The organism is Saccharopolyspora terrae, assembly GCF_004348435.1.
In the GTDB taxonomy this organism is placed as follows: Bacteria; Actinomycetota; Actinomycetes; order Mycobacteriales; family Pseudonocardiaceae; genus Saccharopolyspora; species Saccharopolyspora endophytica.
This window is the reverse complement of sequence record NZ_SMKS01000010.1, coordinates 1-16,451: the sequence shown is the minus strand read 5'-3', so window position 1 is coordinate 16,451 and position 16,451 is coordinate 1. Positions and strand designations below refer to the sequence as shown.

The window sequence follows — 16,451 nt, the reverse complement described above, 5'->3', positions numbered from 1 at the left end:
GCGTTCGCAGGCCAGACGGTGGCCCGCGACCGGACCGCGACGAGCAACGATCGGAGCAGCTGATGGCACTTCTCGACGACAAGACGGCACTGATCACCGGCGGAGCCCAGGGCATCGGCCTGGCCATTGCGGAGCGCTTCGCGGCCGAGGGCGCCCGCGTCGTGATCGCCGACCTGGACGGGAGCGCCGCCGACGCGGCTGCCAAGGGGCTCGACCCGGACAACGCCCTCGGCGTGGCGTGCGATGTGGTGTCGGCCGCCGACGTGGAACGGGCGCTGGAAGCGGCCCGCAGCACCTTCGGCTCCCTGGACGTCGTCGTCAACAACGCGGGCATCACGCGCGACGCGACCATGCGCACGATGAGCGAGGAGCAGTTCGACCAGGTGATCGCCGTGCACCTGAAGGGCTGCTGGAACGGCACCCGGCTGGCCGCAGCCCGGATGCGGGAGCAGAAGTCCGGCGCGATCGTCAACATCTCGTCCCTGTCCGGCAAGGTCGGCATGGTCGGACAGACCAACTACTCGGCCGCCAAGGCGGGGATCGTCGGCATGACCAAGGCAGCCGCCAAGGAGATGGCCCACCACGGCGTCCGCGTCAACGCCATCCAGCCCGGCCTGATCCGCTCGGCGATGACCGAGGCCATGCCCGAGAAGGCTTGGGACCAGAAGATGGCCGAGATCCCGATGGCCCGCCCTGGTGAGCCGGCCGAAGTGGCGAACGTGGCTCTCTTCTACGCCTCGTCGCTGTCGTCCTACATGACCGGCACGGTGGCCGAGGTGACCGGCGGGCGGTTCATGTGAGCGCGGAGCACGAGTCCACAGCCCCGTTGTTCTGCGGCGAGAACGCCCACGCGAACGTGGCGCTCGCCGCCGATGACCGCGCCGAGGTCCACCTCCGCACGGGCGACACCACGCTCGCCGTCTTGTCGGCCGATCTCGCACTTGACACCCCGAAAGGCACCCGCCGATGAACCACACCGCGCGCGACGTCGTGATCTGCGAGCCCGTCCGAACCCCGATCGGACGATACGGCGGCATGTTCAAGGACATCAGTCCCGTCGACCTGGGCGTGGCCGCGCTGAAGGGGCTGCTGTCGCGCACCGGCATCGAGCCCGACCGCATCGACGACGTCATCCTGGGGCACTGCTACCCCAACGCCGAGGCACCCGCCATCGGACGCGTCGTCGGTCTCGACGCCGGGCTCCCGGTGACCGTCGGCGGTCAGCAGGTCGACCGCCGCTGCGGCTCCGGGCTCCAGGCCGTCATCAACGCCGTCATGCAGGTCACCGGCGGCGCGAGCGAGGTCGTCGTCGCCGGCGGCGCCGAGTCGATGAGCAACGTGCCCTTCTACTCCCTCGACATGCGATGGGGCGGTGCGCGGACCGGCGTGCGGATCCACGACGGCCTCACCCGCGGCCGGCAGACCCCAGGCGGCCGCTTCCACCCGGTTCCCGGCGGCATGCTGGAGACTGCGGAGAACCTGCGTCGCGAGAACGCGATCAGCCGCGAGGAGCAGGACCGGCTCGCGCTCAGCTCCCACCAGCGCGCGGTGGCCGCCCAGGAATCGGGCGTTCTCGGGGAGGAGATCGTCCCGGTGACCGTGTCCTCCAGGAAGGGCCAGGTGGTCGTCGACACCGACGAGCACCCCCGCGCCGACACCTCGCTGGAGTCGCTGGCGCGGTTGCGCCCGATCCTGTCCGCCGACGACCCCGAGGCCACGGTCACCGCGGGAAACGCCAGCGGCCAGAACGACGCTGCGGCGATGTGCCTGGTCACGACCGCGGACACGGCCGAGGATCTGGGACTGCGACCGCTGGTGCGGCTGGTGAGCTGGTCGGCCGCCGGTGTGCGCCCGGACGTCATGGGGATCGGCCCGGTCCCGGCGACCGAGGCGGCTCTGGCCCGCGCCGGGCTCTCCCTGGCCGACATGGGGGTGATCGAGCTCAACGAGGCGTTCGCCGCCCAAGCCCTGGCCGTGATGCGGGAGTGGAAGTTCACCGACGCCGACCACGAGCGCACCAACGTGCACGGCTCCGGCATCTCACTCGGCCACCCGGTGGGAGCCACGGGCGTGCGGATGCTCGGAACCCTCGCGCGTGAGCTCCACCGCCGTGAAGCGCGCTACGGCCTCGAGACCATGTGCATCGGAGGCGGCCAGGGCCTGGCCGCTGTCTTCGAGCGGATCGCCTGATGCCGCCCGCGCGTGTTCACCGACCTCTCCGCGATCGAGGCGGCCACCGGAGAAGACCTGGGAACCACGGAATGGACGGAGATCACTCAGTCCACTGTGGACCACTTCGTCTGCGTGGCGGAAAGCATCGCGCTCGTCGTTCCCTGACCAGGACTCCCAGCACAACAGGCCGACCTCGGCGCCGCCGACGCGAAACACGCGGTCGACGGCGCCGTTCGGCCTGCTCACCGGGAGCGCCGACTATTGCGAATCCGGATATCAATCACGTCCAGATTCGGTCTTGGACAGGCAACAAGGGCGCCTTTAGCGTGAGTGCGGTCACAGGCCGCCCACAGCGCGCAGAGGCATTCCCCTGATCCATCCTGAGGAGCAGTCCCCATGTCCACAGCCCCCCAGCTCGACGAGCGGATGGCGCGGAAAGCCGGTATCGCCGCCTTCGTCGGCACCACCATCGAGTGGTACGACTTCTACATCTACGGCACGGCCTCCGCGCTGGTGTTCGGCCCGCTGTTCTTCAGCAATGCCGACCCCGCCGTCGCGGTGCTGCTCTCGTTCGGTACCTTCGCCGTCGGCTTCCTGACCCGGCCGCTGGGCGGGGCCGTCTTCGGCCACCTGGGCGACCGCATCGGCCGCAAGCGCGCGCTGATCTCGACCCTCCTCCTCATGGGCGTCACCACCGTCGGCGTGGGCCTGCTCCCGACCTACGCCACCATCGGTTCCGCCGCGCCCGTCCTGCTGATCGTGCTGCGCATGCTGCAAGGATTGGCCGTCGGCGGCGAGTGGGGTGGCGCGGTGCTCATCGCCACCGAGCACACCCGGTCCGACCGGGGATTCCTCTTCGGCGCCTTCGCGCAGCAGGGTTCGCCGGCCGGACGGATCCTCGCCACCCTGGGCTTCCTGGCGGTGACCGGCATGCTGCCGGAGGAGGCGCTGCTCGAGTGGGCGTGGCGCCTGCCCTTCCTCGCCTCCGCGCTGCTGGTCGTCGTCGGCCTGGTCATCCGCCTCAAGCTCGAGGAATCGCCGGCCGTCAAACAGCTGCACGAGCGCAACGAGGTCGTCAAGGTCCCGGTCGTCGAGGTCTTCCGCAGCAACTCCCGCGAGCTCATGCTCGGCATCTTCGGCATCCTGTGCGTCTTCGTCGTCGTCTACGCCCGCGACACCTTCGCCCTCGCGTGGGCCACGAAGTCCCTCGACTTCTCCAAGGACTCCTTCCTCAGCATCATCCTGATCGCCAGCGTGGTGCAGTTCTTCGTGCAGCCCTTCGGCGCCATCCTCGCCACCCGCTGGAGCCCCCGCGCGCTGGTCACGCTGCTGCTCGGGCTCGAAATCCCAGCGCTCGCCCTGATGTTCGTGCTCATCGGCACCGGCAACTGGACGCTCGCGATGATCGGCGCCGTCCTGGCGACGATCCCCGACGTGATGTTCTACGCGGTGATGGCGGGCATGCTGGCCCAGAGCTTCCCCACCCGGGTCCGCTACACGGGCATCTCGCTGACCTACGGACTCTCGGGCGCCCTGTGCGGCACGACCCCGATGATCCTGCAGTGGCTCCACAGCAGCTCCGGCAGCATGGCGCTCCCGGTGGCATTTGGCATCGTGACCACCGCCATCTCACTCGTGTGCTCGCGCGCCCTGCTCGGTCGCCCTGCGGCCGACGAGACGCCGCACTCCGACCAGGCGACCCTGCCCGGCGACGCGGCCACACCTACCCGCTGACCCGTCTCGCCCGGCATCGCACCTGCCTGCGGTGCTGGGCGAGGTTCCTCCAACCATCAGGCGGGGTCACCCGGCAGGCGGCCGCCGCCTCCCGGGTGACCTTCACTGCTTGTACTCGTCCAGCAGGCGCCGGCCGGTGATCATCTTCTGGATGTCGGAGGTTCCCTCGCCGATCAGCATGAACGCGGACTCGCGGTAGAGGCGCTCGATCTCGTACTCCTTGGCGTAGCCGTAGCCGCCGTGGATCCGGAACGACGCCTCGACGACCTCGTTGCAGTACTCCGAGGCGAGCATCTTGGCCATGCCGGCCTCGACGTCCATGCGCCGACCGGAGTCCTTCATCCGGGCCGCGCGCACCATCATGGTGTGGGCGGCCTCGACCTTGGTCGCCATCTCGGCCAGGCGGAAGAGCACGGCCTGGTGCTGAGCGATCGGCTTGCCGAACGTCTCGCGCTGCTGCGAGTAGCCGAACCCGAGCTCGAAGGCGCGATTGGCGATGCCGCACGCGCGCGCCGCGACATTGACGCGGCCGACCTCAACGCCGTCCATCATCTGGTAGAAGCCCTTGCCGGGCTCGCCGCCGAGGACCTGGCCGGCCGAGATCCGATGGCGCTCGAACACCATCTCGGTGGTGTCGATGCCCTTGTAGCCCATCTTGTCGATCTTGCCGGGCACCGTGACGCCCTGCGCCACCTCGCCGAAGCCCGGCTCCTTCTCGACCAGGAAGGTCGTCATGTTCTTGTAGACCGACTCAGCGCCGTCGTCGGTCTTGCACAACACCGCGACCAGGTTGGAGGAGCCGCCGTTGGTCAACCACATCTTCTGACCGGTGATCTCGTACCCGGCACCGTTGGGGGTCGCCTTGGTCTTGACCGCGGAGACGTCCGAGCCCAGCCCCGGCTCGGACATCGAGAACGCGCCGCGCACCTCGCCCGTCGCCATCCGAGGCAGGTACCTGCGCTTCTGCTCCTCGGTACCGTGCTTCATCAGCATGTGGGCCACGATGAAGTGGGTGTTGATGACGCCGGAGACGCTCATCCAACCGCGCGCGATCTCCTCCACGCACAACGCGTAGGTCAGCAGCGACTCACCCAGCCCGTCGTACTCCTCGGGGATCGTCAGACCGAAGACACCCAGCTCCTTGAGCCCCTCGACGATCTCGGTCGGGTACTCATCGGCGTGCTCGAGCTCGGTGGCCACCGGGAGAACCTTCTCCTCCACGAAGGTGCGCACCGCCTTGACGATCTCGTCCTGCTCCTCGCTCAAACCGTCGGTTTGACACAGGCGACTCATAGCCATCCTTTCGCTGGTTCGGCCTTCGCATTCCCCGGGCGTCACTCATCTCGCTTGAGGCCGACCCGCTATTCCTCTAGCATCACCCGGCCCATCTTCGGCGTCCAATACCTCATCGCGACCCCATTGATGACCCGGGCGCAATGGTCGGTACCGGACCCTCGTGGAATTCGGCCGGTTCGGGATGGCAGGCCCACATCTCCCGAACATCATCACGTTCTCAGCTTCTCCGAAGAATGCGCGGCTGCACGCGCGGAACGATCAGCGACCACTGTGGACGCCGCGAATGTCCGTCACACAGTTATCCGCACTGGCGCGGAACTCGATCGAGGCGCGCAACGCTCACCGGAGACGTTGGACGGTGAGCGTGATCGAGCCCGTGTTGTTGGTGTAGCGCAACCAGGAGTCGTTGGCGAAGGCGTAGAGGTAGCCGTTGCGGAAGACCTCCCATTCGGCGCTCTTTCCGATTTTGAGCGTGGTGTGGTCCTGCTGGAGCTCGGTGAGGGGGTCGAACTCGCCGTCGGCGACGACGCCCACCAGACACATCCTGGGAACGTCTTGCCCGGCGTCGTCAGTGAGAACCCGTCTGGCCGCAGGGGCGAGGGCGTTGTCCGTTCTGGTGAACTTCCGGAGGGCGCGCTGAAGCCATTCCGCGAGGTTGGCGGTCCGTCGCAGGATGCCGACGTGGGAGTGCACCGGGGTGCCAAGAGGATCGGTTTCGAGAGCGCGGTCGTACCAGGTGCCGTGAGCCGACAGTTCGTAGGTACCTGGGGTGAGCCAGATTCCGGTCTCGTTCCACGCCTCGTCGGCAGCTACCTGGGCTATGGCTCTGCCGCTGGCGTTGAACGCGATCTGCTGGCGGTACTGACCGGCCGCGTTGCGCTTGCGCGCGGACTCGTCGACAGCACCAGCGCTCGCGAGAAGATGGGGCACAGCGCGGGGGCGCGGGTACAGCCTCCTGTAGAAGCGTGTGAGGTGGGGCGAGACGGGACCGAGTGCATTGGGCGCGTTCGCAGTGCGAGTGAAGGCGATCCCGTCGGCGCTGGTCCCGCGCTGATGAGGGTCGCTGGCCTGCTGCATCATCCACTGCAATGCCCCATCGGATAGCCCCTTGTCCGCGCCAGCGCCACCGACACTCCCGTGGTCTCCGGGGAACCAGACCTGCTGGAACGTCGTCCCGGGTGCACCTGCGGGGTTGCGGACGTTCCAGGCATCAGCGTCCCAGAGGGTCGGCGCGAACGGGCCGCGGCGCTCGTCGAGCGCGACCGCGTGCCGTGCGTGGACAATTCCATTCGAGAGTTTCGTGTTGTAGAACCGGTACTTGCTCGGGTCGAAGCGGCTGATCAGCCCGAGCGCATCCGGGATGCCCAGTGATCCCACGGTGTCCCAGACACCCAGGAAATGAACCGTGACATCCCGCGCGAACGGGTTGTCTGGAAACTGCCGCCAGACCGATTCTCTGCGTCGGTTCTGGTGGTAATGCTCGTAGACCTCCTCGGCCAGCGTGCGATCTCCGCGACGGGTTCCCTGCGGGATGCTCACCAGCCCGTAGGAGGTGAGGAGGCCGGCCAGGTTGCGAGCCGTGTAGGCGCCGCGGCTGAAGCCGAACAGCCAGATCTTGTCGGGTTCGCCGTTCCCGTCCTGGTGCTGATACCGCCGTGCCAGCCAGTCGTAGGCGTCGATCATTCTCTTGCCCAGTCCGAGCCCCACCGCCCCGCCCCCGAACTTGCCGACGAGGCCGCCACCGGTACCGATACCGCGAACGTAGTAGGCCAACTGGGGTTCGCCCGCCGAATCCATCTTCGCCAACGCCTCGTACAAGCTGTGCACGTTCGTCTTCGTTGCCGGTACGTTCCAGGTTCCGTCGCAGCAAACGATGAGGTGCTTCATGGTTACCCCCAGCAGGTTCTTCCATGAGGACGCCCGAAGCACCAACATCCGCTTGATGGCCTTCGGGCCTGGGAACTCCCCGCTGCGCTCGAGATCGTCATGGGCGCCCTGACTACTAGTGATCTGTCGGTATGGCGATCTCGCCGTCCTCACGCATCAGTCGTTCCAGGACCTCGTCCGGCATCCACACGCGGTGTGGGTAGCCGGTGCCCCACGAATTCAGAATGGGCACAGCGCCAAGCTCGTCCGCACGAGAGTTCCCAAGTGCGGTATGCACCTGATCAACCGACCGCGCCCATCGGAACACCTCGATACCGTCGCCCACCTCGGCGACGTAGTTGGCGCGCTCGGTGTGGTCGTCGTCGGCGTAGGAGTCTTCCCAGTCCACGTGCCCTACCGAGGCCAAGACCTCAGCCGCGGCGCGGCATGACGTTCCGTTGGAATCACCCGGGTTGGTATCGGGCCACTCATCGCGGTCCTTGGCCCGATCCCACAGCCACCTGCCTGAGTACAGCTCGTCGTTGAGGATCGTCATGCACCGCGACCAGGCGAATCCAACGCACGCTCCCTCACTCCCCTGGTCGTAGAACTTCCACCAGCGTTCGCGGTCCGGCTCTCCGCCGGGTTCCAGGCACACGGCATGCCCGCCCCGAATCCGCGTGAGCGAGCTCACCCCTTCCCGGGCCACGAATTCATCACCATCCCCATCAGCTGTGGGATGGTCGAATTCGGCGTACCAGTTGACGCCGATCACCACGGGTACGGGCGCCGCGGGCTGGCTCTCGGCGGTCAACGGGTAGTTCTCGAGGTGGTGCCAATCATCCGGGACTAGACGACCCAGGCGATCGTCATCTGGATCTCGATCCATCGGGCGGTACCGCATGATTCCTCCATTCACGCCATCGTGACGACCTGCCCTCCGCATGGACGCAGACAGGTATTACCAGTAAGCCAATGCGCTGCGGAAACGGCAATGAGCACATCGATCCAAACAGGATCCACAAGTGCTCACTCACCCAAGTTCAGGCTAGAGCACCAAGTTCGAGTAGTCGTTCCGCAGAGGCACTCTGTCCACACGCACTTCGAGCCCATCAGACGTCAAGGGGGTTTCGTGCGGCTCGAGGTACCCGAAGTCAAGCCCGATGCGTTCTCGCAATTGCGCCAGCGAGACGCGGTACGTTCCCGCATCGAAGACGGCCTCCAAGCCGAGCATGTCTTCGAGGAGTTGCGTTTGCTCGAGCATGTACGCCGAAACGGCAAGCGCATCACCAGGCTTGCAGTAGCCGATGACCTTCCAGAACGCCAACGGAAGCCGGGCGCCCTTGTACAGCGGGTCATCGTCATCCATGACCGGCCCCGTGAACACGGTCATCTTCTTGTCCGTGATGTCCGCGTTCTCAAGGATGAAGTTCTCAAGCCCCTGCCAGAGCTCTTTTCCTTGGTTGAACTTCTCGTGCTGCGGCGAGCAGTTCGTGAAGTGGAACGTGTCGTCGTTCGCTCGCGCCTTGTCGTCTCCCCACACCGGATCCAGTCGCCGCACGAGATGCCCCCGGTCCAGCGCGTTGCGCCGATAGAGCGACTCACCGATCTGCTCTGATTCCGCGATGCGGGGGTCGAAGTACCACTTGTCCGCCTGCCGCTCGAATGTGGCGCTCTTGCCCCCGTCGATGTTCACAACCGTGTAGTACGCGAGTTGACGACGCCGATTTACCACGATGCTGAAGTGCGTGTACGGAAGGACTGTAGGATCTTTTCCGGCTGGCGCATCATTGTTCTTGGCCGCATTGCGGCGCTGCTCGCCGGAAAGTTCCGGTAGCGGCAATTCAGGACCGAGAAATCCCGGGTCGTACCCCGTGTATCCGTCGTAGTAGGAACGGGGGCGAGCGATTTCGAGTGCTGGGCCTTCGACGTACGCGACCTCAGCAGGTTCGGCACGCGCTGGTTCTCCGATCCCGATCGTGATGTTGAGCGGGACCGTGAGACTGTGCCGGGTGGGTTGCATGATCGTGCCTTTCGTGTCGTGGTCGACTCGCAATGCGGCTTTCCCCAGCACCACCGCCCTGCCATTTCCAACGCTCAGGAAAACTCCACGCCGGCCTGCAGGAGGAGTTGATCGTCGGCGAGCTGCCACAGCGGTACAGCCTGGTTGCCTTGGAGGTATCGGCCTCCGAAATGCAGGCCGATGACCGTCGACGTCTCGAGGTCGAGCAGACATGATCCGGAGTTACCGCCGAGTGTCGAACAGTCGTGAGTGATAGTGCCTGTGACGGAACGAACCTCGCCCGGCTGCAGGCGCTTGACGTTGTAGATGCCGGCGAAGATCCGCTGCATCTCCTCCGGATCGTTGCGTCTTGAGTCAGCGGCCGGATAACCGACCGCGTACACCTTGGTACCGCCGCGAACACCGGGGTCCCGGGCGATGGGCAGGGGGCGCATGCGGGGTGCTCCTCCGGCGCCGTTCGACGTGCACCGCAGCAGTGCCAGGTCAACTTTCTCGTGCACGCCGATGATCTCGGTCACCTGCAGCTCTCGGGGCTGTGAGGCTGAGAGTTCCTCGTTGTAATCCACTCGTCCCGCCATGCCGGGGACGAACCCCCAAACACCTCCATCGTTGCGGGCGAACTCGGCTGCGACGTGCCGATTCGTCATCACGACGTCCTCGGCCGCCAGCCAACCCGTCCCCACCCAATCGATAGCGGGATGCCCGTCGACCTCGATCCGCCCGACGCGGGGCAAGACGTCCTCGATGGTGGCTCGGCGTTCTTCGAGTTCCTGGGTCCAGGGCTGTGGCGCCGGGAAGAAATGACCATCCTGCACCAGGATCGCGGGTCTCGCCATGAGCAGGACGATCGCCTCAAGAGCCGCGCACTCGTCGGCGTCGACGTCAGCGTCGGCGCCATCGCGCAGCAGCTTCTGCACAGCGCCGCGTCCTGCCGGGACGATCTCTTCGAGATGGCTCCGCGACTCGGCCTCGAGCTGTGGAAGGCTGCCCGGCTCGGCGCCGACAACCGCCTCTGTCCGGTACTGCGCGCGTCCGGGTGCGATCTTGCGGACGACGACTGCGTTGTCGTCGTTCAGCTCTTCCTCGATTCGTGGCAGATCGCGTTCGTGGCGTAGGGCTTCAGCGACGACATCATGACCGGACATCATTCCCCCTGGTATCGGCCACCATCCGGCGCCCGTGCGGCGACCGTTGGCACGAAGGGCGCTCAACTCCATGGTCCGGTGGCTTCGATGACGTCGGAATAGGCCCAATGGTTCAAAGCAGGTTCAACCTGATGAACACCGGGTTCACGTGCGTGCCGTGCTGCGCAGCCGCGAATCCGCGCGGTGACCAGCGCTTCGCGCTGTTCGCTCGCGAGATCCGACCCGGCCGGCGGTCAAGGGTGCGATCGGTTACCTGACGGAAGGGCTTGGTGCAGCGTTGAACGGATCAGGGCGGAGTGATCGAGGTGTTGCTGCCGCACCCACGCCGCCGCGGCGGCACGCCCGCGCAACCCCAGCTTGTCCAGGATGTTGTGCACGTGGTTCTTCACGGTCGCCAGAGCGATGCACAACTGCCGGGAGATCTCCTGGTTGGACAAGCCCTGCTCCAACAGCACGGCGACCTCCGCTTCCCGGCGGCTCAGAAGCCTCGCGTGCGAACTGGGCTGCAGCTCGGCCGACAGCTCGGCCACCCGGCGGCTCAAGGCAGCGGCAGCACGAGGCGAGCAGCGCAACTCCCCGTTGGCAACGCTCTCGATCGTCCGAACCAGTTCGGAGATCGAATGATCCCGTGTCAGGTACCCGGCCGTTCCTGTCTCGGCATACGCCACGATGTCATATTCCAACTGGGACAAGCCCAATGCGATGACCTGGAGTCCGGGATTCCTCGTCCGCAACGAGATCACAGCACTGGGACCGTCCGGCAAGTCGGCGACATCGAGCAGGACCACGCCGTGGTTGTGCGCTGCGAGATCCGGTTCGACTTCTTCCGTCCGCGCGAGAGCCGCGATGACCTCGAAGCCGTCGACATCCTTGAGGGCAAGGGCCAATCCCTCGCGATAGAACCTCGTAGCGGCAACGATAATGAGATCGACCATGGTGAATCACCCTGCTACCATGAGATCGACGCGAAACCCAGTCACTCCCGCGCGGCCGGAAAACACTCGCGCTCCCGGGCGCAAGCAATTTAATTGTAGCGCGCCCCTGCGCGCTGCCGTTCTCCGTGAGCACGCTTCACCTCATCTGACGAGCGTTCTCCACTCGCCACGCGTCGCCTGGCCCGGCTCAACGCTCAAGATATCGAGCCGCGAACTGTTGAGCGATGCCAAATGTTCCCCACACCTTCAGGAATCGAATCGTCCGGATCGTCGACGCAGATCGATTACGCGCACGGAAATGTGCGAGCACACAGTTTCACATCGATCCGCGCGACGACAGACCGAGGCATCGCAATCAAACAAGCCAACAGAGTCAAAGGACCCTATAGCACGAACCGAAACACGTGGGATCGTGTACATGGTTCGGCGGCAACTACGGCACCACCGATCAAATCGATCATTCCTGCGGTGGGACGACCACAGGTTTGATCGGGCGCGATCCGCGGGGAGGCGCCGGCCAAGACTCTGGGGGCGGATCTGCGCCGGGAGCACTCCTTGGTTGGACGGCTTCTCGTTGGGGGATGTTCGTACGAGTTCCTCGTGCTGGATTGGCCGGAGCAGACCAGGCATTCTGATCGCGCGACTGCTCTGGCGGGCCGGGCGCGGACCGCTGAGGTGCTTGCAATGAATCGCACGAGCGATGAAGAACGTGGTCATCGGAGAACCCGGTGGCCTTGGGGGCAGCGGCTTCTCGCACGCATTGCCACGCTGCGAGCGCTGGTCGAGTCGGAGAAACAGCTCGTTGCCGAGGAGCGCAAGCGGGGTCGACCCGCCCGGGGCCGTGACCTGCAGCCTGCGCAGGGTGCCCGGGAGGAACTCCTGAACGAGGCCGTGGCGCACCTGGCTCGGGCAGAAGAGCTCGTCACATGTGCGAAGTGGTTTTCTCGCAGCGGAAACATGGACGGCGCGCTCGCGAACACCAACGAAGCGCACGCCCTCCTGCTGAGGGCCGTTTCGCTTCCTACCTTCCAAGGGATGCTTCCCGACCTCGTCACATTGATCCAGAAGTACTTGCCGAGCACGGATTACCTCCGAGGAGAGGTCGAGAGGATCATGGCTCGGCAGGAGGCGATCCGGATCAAACAGGGAGAGAGCCTCGCGACTACCAGGCGGAGGAGGCGGAACGAGCAGCGCGCGGAGCCGGTCTTGGTGGAACCCCAACGGCAGGCAGTGGTCGATGCCGTTGCCAAGGCGTACAACGTCCAAGCGTACGAAGTCGTCGAGGTCCGCAGCTTCGAGCGCCTGGTCTACAGGTGGGCGGCTGGTCTGGCTGCGGCCGCCTGCCTGGTCGCCGCCATCACGTTCGTCTTTCCGAACATGAACCCGCTGTGCTTCTACCCGGTCAACGAACTCGGGGGGCCGGCCGCCCCCACCCAGGCGACCACTGCGCAGGTGGTGTGCCCTACCCGCGAAGGTCCACTGGGACTCGCTCCCAGAGGGCTCTCCTGGCCGCTGCAGGTGCCTCCCCCATACCCCTGGGCGCCCTGGGATTACGTCGTCATCCAGCTGGTCGGTGCGATTGCCGCGGCTGTCACGGGCGCCGCGACGTTGCACCGCCTGAACAAGAGCGACACGGCCTACAACATCCCGTCCGCGCTCGCCGTGTTGAAGGTGCCCGCCGGTGCGCTCACAGCTGTTCTCGGTCTGCTGCTGATGCGGGCGGACTTCGTGCCGGGGCTGAGCGCCCTCGACTCACCAGCGCAGATCATCGGATGGGCCATCGTTTTCGGTGCGGGCCAACAACTGTTCACGCGGATCGTGGACCAGCAGGGAACAGCTCTGATCGAGACTGCACCGTCCGCAGACCAGCCGGAGAGAAGACCCTCCTCGGCTCGTCCCCTTCGGTCGACGCAGAACGACCGAAGTCCCGGAGATTCCGGCGATGCCCCCTCGCGTTGAGCTACGCGCCGACACCAGCCGCTCGGCAGCTACGTGCTGAGATGAACATACTTTGAACCTGGTGACCCATACCTCGGGACGATGGCGGGCCGCACGCTGAGAGCCGGGGGCAAGGAGGTCCATCAGGGTGAGCACCAGGGTTTTCCTGGTCGATGTGCCCCGGCTGATGCGCGAGATCATCGAGACGGCCGTCGCCCGTCGACCGGATGTCTTCATCGTCGGCGAAGCGCATGACACGAACCGGGTCATCGACGAGATCCGCAGAGCGCGGGCAGACATCGTCGTCCTCGACGTCGGGCCGCCCGGTCGCCCCGATGCGCTCGTGCCGTTGCTCGAACAGCTCCCGGCGATGCCACTGCTGTTGATCAGCCAGGACGGTCGCGCGGTGTTCCGGTGCCAGCCGCTCGGCGAACTGTCCTTGCCAACACTGCTGCGGTCCTTGGAACAACCGTGACCCGGCGAGAGCGAAGCGAGTTGGCCTCGGCGTCGTCCCGATGAGTCCCGGGAAGTCGAGAGCCGGCGGCTGTGCTGGTTTCGCGCTGAACCCTGGCAGCATCCCTGCAGAGGGAATCCAGGGTTCGGCAGTCGGGTCATCTGGTTCCGTGTCGCTGATGCACAAGACGGCGCGATGGGCTTCCTCGGCGAAGCGCGCCGTGCCCGGGGAGATGTCGGTCACCGGCTTCGACGACACCGCCCTCAGCCGTCACATCGACCGCACCCTCTGCTGACGGACACCGGTCCGGTTGTCGACCTGATCCTCATCGGCTCCACGCGGGCGAACGGGGTCTGCCCGGCGGGAAGCCTCGCGAGAACGACGTTTACGGCCCCTGAAGGCGGGGAACCACCTGGGCACCGGCCTCGCACCGCGCTCCACCAGGCACGGTGCCAGCGGAAAGGTTGATGTCATGACGCAGCAGGACCAGCCTGCACGGGTGCACTCGTCGGATCCAGCCGAAGGAGGCCAGCAGGCGGAAGTCGCTCCTCCCACCGCAGACGTGCCGCGAGGCGACGAGCCCGCTGCCGATGAGCTGCGGCGCCACTCCGATCTCTCAGTAGAAGGTGAATGAGGGCAACGGACGAGTCGAGACAACCTGAGTTCACCTGAGACGGCACCGCGCCTTCGTCAGACGCCGCTTCCTCTCAGTCCTCGTCCGAAACGACAGACAAAGGAACCAACAGGCCAAGGCGGTCATGGCCATTCCCCGAGCCCCCCGGACGCGTTGATCCTGCCACCTGGCTACGGCTCGACAGCGAGGTCGATCTCTGTCGTCTCGAAGGTGGTCCAGGCGTCGCCGGTTACCACGTCCACTCTGGTGTGGCCGGGGTGGCGCGCGTGGAACACCACGGCATTCGGAGCTCCCATCGGCGAGACTATTTGATCGTTATCCCCGAGAACGCTTGCAAGAAACGGTCCGAGAGCCTCGACGACCTGTTGACGCAACACCTAGTCCTGCTCGACAGGCCTGATGGTGACGGACATCGTGATGCAGTCGCCGATCTCGTTGCCGAATCGCGCACGGACCTCCCGGCGCTCTCAGCCGTGTCCGGCCTGCTGCGGAATGCAGATCTTCTGTCCCGGACGAATGACGTCAGGATCGTCGAGGTGGTTGTAGTGCGCGAGCCTCTGCCAGTCCACGCGGTACCGCTGACCGATCTCCGACAGCGTGTCGCCCTCTCGCACCGTGTAGACCCGGCACACCTGTCCATCATCGGTCAAACGGATCCGTTGACCCGGGTGAATCAGGTCCGGGTCTTGGATGTCGTTGAGGTGCTGGAGGGTCTTCCACGGAACGTGGAACCATTCACCGATCTCCGAGAGCGTATCGCCGCTCTGCACCGTGTAAATGTCGCAATCCACCATGATGGTGCCCTCCCTCGTGCAACAGCTCGGGTGCGGTCGTGCAGCCGATTTCAGTAAGGCGCACACCAGGCCGCTCGGGCAATGAACCACCAGATCCACCAACGATCCATTCACTCCCGCAGGAGTGCGACAGTGTTCAGGCCTCGCTCCCCCGTCTGTTCGAGTGCGTCCTGTCGGATACCGGGATCGAAGTCGTGCTCGGCGAATCGACCATCGCGTAGCCACTCATGCGACCAGCAGGCACCCGGCGTGCAACGCCGCTGGGCGGGTCGTCTCGACGATGCCGTGGCGGATCGTCGACTGCTGGCGGATGACCCGCCACTCCGATCTCGACGATCGACAAGTACCTGCAGTACTACAACCAGCGCGTGAGGGACGTCCTCGCCGCGGGCATGCGCAGCGGCGAATACCGCACCATGAAACCGAAACTCGCGGCGCTGGGCATCCTCGACATGCTCAACGGCGTCAGCAACTGGATCCGGGGCACCGCCGACGAGGTCGCCGACACCTACGTGCACCTGCTCCTCGACGGTCTCAGCCCTGGGCCCGCAGGTAGTCGGGACGCTTGATCAGGAGCTCGGGGTGGCCGTTGATCTCGGGTTCCACGACGATCTCGTTCCAGACCTCCTTCTCCACCGGCTCCAGCGTGACCGACACGGCTCCGTCCCGGGTGCCGAGGTGCTCGATCAGGGCGACCGTGATCGACTCCGCAAGCTTCCGCTTCTGCTCGTCGGTGACCTCTTTCGGGAAGTGCTTGATGTTCACGTGCGGCATTGATCGCTCCTCGACCTCGGGGACTCCGGTGTCCCTGACCGTAACGGGCACGGCACACCGGCTCCTCCCCCGACTCAGCCCGCGTTGTTGCTGCCGATCAAGAAACCCGGTCATCATCGGCCGACCAAGCTCTCCACTTTCCTAGTGATCCGGCGGAGTGCCGGCGATGTGCAAGTCGCTCAGGCGCTCTCTCATCGTCGCCCGCCGGCAACGACGCTCAACTCCGCAAGCTGTGCGACGTGCTCGAGTTTTTCCGACGTCGCCGACGACGCCCGGTTCGTCCGAAACGCCGACCGCACCGCCAATCGTGACGAACTGCGCCCGACCCTCGCGCGAAACTCAGCGAACCCGGCGCACTGGGGTGGTTCGAGCTGCTCACCGAAGCCGGCGTCCCAACACCATCGATGGACCTAGCGGTTCGAACTCGATCCCATCGTCGAAGTCGGCGACGGAGCGCGCCGTGCCGACCACGCGGCGCCCGATCCGACCGCGTTAGGCGCATCCTCACCGGAAGAAATCACGTTGACGTCAGTTCATGATCAGGTCCTCCGGGACCGGATCGTCGGTTTCCATCGCCGCGAAGAGCCGCAGCGCCTTCTCCCCGTCCCACCGGCTGGCCGTGGCGTCGGTGACTGGAACCGTCGTCGTCACCACGCCGCCTGAGGACATGCCGCGCATCGCCCAAC

General features: G+C 65.8%; 17 protein-coding genes. 8 read left to right on the top strand and 9 right to left on the bottom strand.

Going from position 1 to position 16,451, the window contains the following annotated elements; all coding sequences use genetic code 11:
- Nucleotides 1–62 precede the first annotated feature (62 nt).
- The 5 genes from fabG to E1181_RS08965 all read left to right on the top strand — a co-directional run bounded on the left by fabG (nt 63) and on the right by E1181_RS08965 (nt 3,906).
- A complete protein-coding gene (gene fabG, locus E1181_RS08975) occupies nt 63–800 on the top strand; it encodes a 3-oxoacyl-ACP reductase FabG (protein WP_132673511.1) in 738 nt (245 codons plus the stop codon).
- Nucleotides 797–970, top strand: a complete 174-nt coding sequence (locus E1181_RS31365; RefSeq protein WP_165944559.1) for a hypothetical protein — start codon at nt 797–799, stop codon at nt 968–970. Before fabG ends, E1181_RS31365 begins: the two co-directional genes overlap by 4 nt.
- Nucleotides 967–2,190 carry an acetyl-CoA C-acetyltransferase gene (locus E1181_RS08970; RefSeq protein WP_132673510.1) on the top strand — a complete coding sequence of 408 codons (1,224 nt, stop codon included), beginning with the start codon at nt 967–969 and terminating at the stop codon, nt 2,188–2,190. The genes E1181_RS31365 and E1181_RS08970 overlap by 4 nt, the downstream gene beginning before the upstream one ends.
- 12 nt (nt 2,191–2,202) lie before the next feature.
- The gene (locus tag E1181_RS32540; RefSeq protein ID WP_268952445.1) at nt 2,203–2,337 is read left to right on the top strand and encodes a hotdog family protein; all 135 of its coding nucleotides are present in this window, start codon (nt 2,203–2,205) and stop codon (nt 2,335–2,337) included.
- A 231-nt stretch (nt 2,338–2,568) separates the two neighbouring features.
- Nucleotides 2,569–3,906, top strand: a complete 1,338-nt coding sequence (locus E1181_RS08965; protein ID WP_132673509.1) for an MFS transporter — start codon at nt 2,569–2,571, stop codon at nt 3,904–3,906.
- 102 nt (nt 3,907–4,008) lie between these two features.
- Here E1181_RS08965 and E1181_RS08960 read toward each other — a convergent pair whose 3' ends face one another.
- From E1181_RS08960 to E1181_RS08935, 6 genes are all read right to left on the bottom strand, one after another.
- On the bottom strand, nt 4,009–5,199 hold the full coding sequence (locus E1181_RS08960) for an acyl-CoA dehydrogenase family protein (protein WP_132673508.1): 1,191 nt from the start codon (nt 5,197–5,199) through the stop codon (nt 4,009–4,011).
- Nucleotides 5,200–5,541: 342 nt separating this feature from the next.
- Nucleotides 5,542–7,089 carry a DUF2235 domain-containing protein gene (locus E1181_RS08955; RefSeq protein WP_165944558.1) on the bottom strand — a complete coding sequence of 516 codons (1,548 nt, stop codon included), beginning with the start codon at nt 7,087–7,089 and terminating at the stop codon, nt 5,542–5,544.
- Nucleotides 7,090–7,204: 115 nt separating this feature from the next.
- Nucleotides 7,205–7,972, bottom strand: coding sequence for a hypothetical protein (locus E1181_RS08950; RefSeq protein WP_132673506.1), 768 nt, complete (start codon nt 7,970–7,972; stop codon nt 7,205–7,207).
- Between the two features lie 144 nt (nt 7,973–8,116).
- Nucleotides 8,117–9,145: a DNA/RNA non-specific endonuclease gene (locus tag E1181_RS08945; protein WP_235876639.1), complete on the bottom strand. Its 1,029-nt coding sequence runs from the start codon at nt 9,143–9,145 to the stop codon at nt 8,117–8,119.
- A 20-nt stretch (nt 9,146–9,165) separates the two neighbouring features.
- Nucleotides 9,166–10,236, bottom strand: a complete 1,071-nt coding sequence (locus E1181_RS08940) for a trypsin-like serine peptidase (protein ID WP_165944557.1) — start codon at nt 10,234–10,236, stop codon at nt 9,166–9,168.
- A 233-nt stretch (nt 10,237–10,469) separates the two neighbouring features.
- Nucleotides 10,470–11,171, bottom strand: coding sequence for a LuxR C-terminal-related transcriptional regulator (locus E1181_RS08935; protein ID WP_132673504.1), 702 nt, complete (start codon nt 11,169–11,171; stop codon nt 10,470–10,472).
- Between the two features lie 684 nt (nt 11,172–11,855).
- Here E1181_RS08935 and E1181_RS08930 point away from each other — a divergent pair.
- On the top strand, nt 11,856–13,130 hold the full coding sequence (locus tag E1181_RS08930; RefSeq protein WP_132673503.1) for a hypothetical protein: 1,275 nt from the start codon (nt 11,856–11,858) through the stop codon (nt 13,128–13,130).
- A gap of 166 nt (nt 13,131–13,296) precedes the next feature.
- Nucleotides 13,297–13,584, top strand: a complete 288-nt coding sequence (locus E1181_RS08925; protein WP_235876638.1) for a response regulator — start codon at nt 13,297–13,299, stop codon at nt 13,582–13,584.
- Nucleotides 13,585–14,367: 783 nt separating this feature from the next.
- Here the strand turns inward: E1181_RS08925 and E1181_RS08920 are convergent.
- Together E1181_RS08920 and E1181_RS08915 are read right to left on the bottom strand one after the other, a co-directional pair.
- Complete coding sequence (locus E1181_RS08920; protein WP_132673501.1) at nt 14,368–14,574, bottom strand: hypothetical protein; 207 nt, start codon at nt 14,572–14,574, stop codon at nt 14,368–14,370.
- Between the two features lie 90 nt (nt 14,575–14,664).
- Complete coding sequence (locus tag E1181_RS08915) at nt 14,665–15,090, bottom strand: LysM peptidoglycan-binding domain-containing protein (RefSeq protein WP_132673500.1); 426 nt, start codon at nt 15,088–15,090, stop codon at nt 14,665–14,667.
- Nucleotides 15,091–15,317: 227 nt separating this feature from the next.
- Here E1181_RS08915 and E1181_RS31360 point away from each other — a divergent pair, with 227 nt between their 5' ends.
- Nucleotides 15,318–15,560 (top strand): hypothetical protein, encoded by a 243-nt coding sequence (locus tag E1181_RS31360; RefSeq protein ID WP_165944574.1) that lies wholly within the window; start codon nt 15,318–15,320, stop codon nt 15,558–15,560.
- On the opposite strand, the gene pptA is transcribed toward E1181_RS31360, so the two are convergent.
- Nucleotides 15,526–15,765, bottom strand: coding sequence for a tautomerase PptA (gene pptA, locus E1181_RS08905; RefSeq protein WP_132673498.1), 240 nt, complete (start codon nt 15,763–15,765; stop codon nt 15,526–15,528). The two genes, E1181_RS31360 and pptA, sit on opposite strands and share 35 nt — an antisense overlap.
- Nucleotides 15,766–16,451: the final 686 nt, after the last annotated feature.

What these genes read in the sequence shown, in the direction of transcription:
- E1181_RS08970 (WP_132673510.1), top strand. Translation starts at nt 967, where the DNA reads ATGAACCACACCGCGCGCGACGTCGTGATCTGCGAGCCCGTCCGAACC.
- E1181_RS08950 (WP_132673506.1), bottom strand. Translation starts at nt 7,972, where the DNA reads ATGCGGTACCGCCCGATGGATCGAGATCCAGATGACGATCGCCTGGGT.
- E1181_RS08965 (WP_132673509.1), top strand. Translation starts at nt 2,569, where the DNA reads ATGTCCACAGCCCCCCAGCTCGACGAGCGGATGGCGCGGAAAGCCGGT.
- E1181_RS08960 (WP_132673508.1), bottom strand. Translation starts at nt 5,199, where the DNA reads ATGAGTCGCCTGTGTCAAACCGACGGTTTGAGCGAGGAGCAGGACGAG.
- E1181_RS08935 (WP_132673504.1), bottom strand. Translation starts at nt 11,171, where the DNA reads ATGGTCGATCTCATTATCGTTGCCGCTACGAGGTTCTATCGCGAGGGA.
- fabG (WP_132673511.1), top strand. Translation starts at nt 63, where the DNA reads ATGGCACTTCTCGACGACAAGACGGCACTGATCACCGGCGGAGCCCAG.
- pptA (WP_132673498.1), bottom strand. Translation starts at nt 15,765, where the DNA reads ATGCCGCACGTGAACATCAAGCACTTCCCGAAAGAGGTCACCGACGAG.
- E1181_RS08925 (WP_235876638.1), top strand. Translation starts at nt 13,297, where the DNA reads ATGCGCGAGATCATCGAGACGGCCGTCGCCCGTCGACCGGATGTCTTC.
- E1181_RS08940 (WP_165944557.1), bottom strand. Translation starts at nt 10,236, where the DNA reads ATGTCCGGTCATGATGTCGTCGCTGAAGCCCTACGCCACGAACGCGAT.
- E1181_RS08955 (WP_165944558.1), bottom strand. Translation starts at nt 7,089, where the DNA reads ATGAAGCACCTCATCGTTTGCTGCGACGGAACCTGGAACGTACCGGCA.
- E1181_RS08930 (WP_132673503.1), top strand. Translation starts at nt 11,856, where the DNA reads ATGAATCGCACGAGCGATGAAGAACGTGGTCATCGGAGAACCCGGTGG.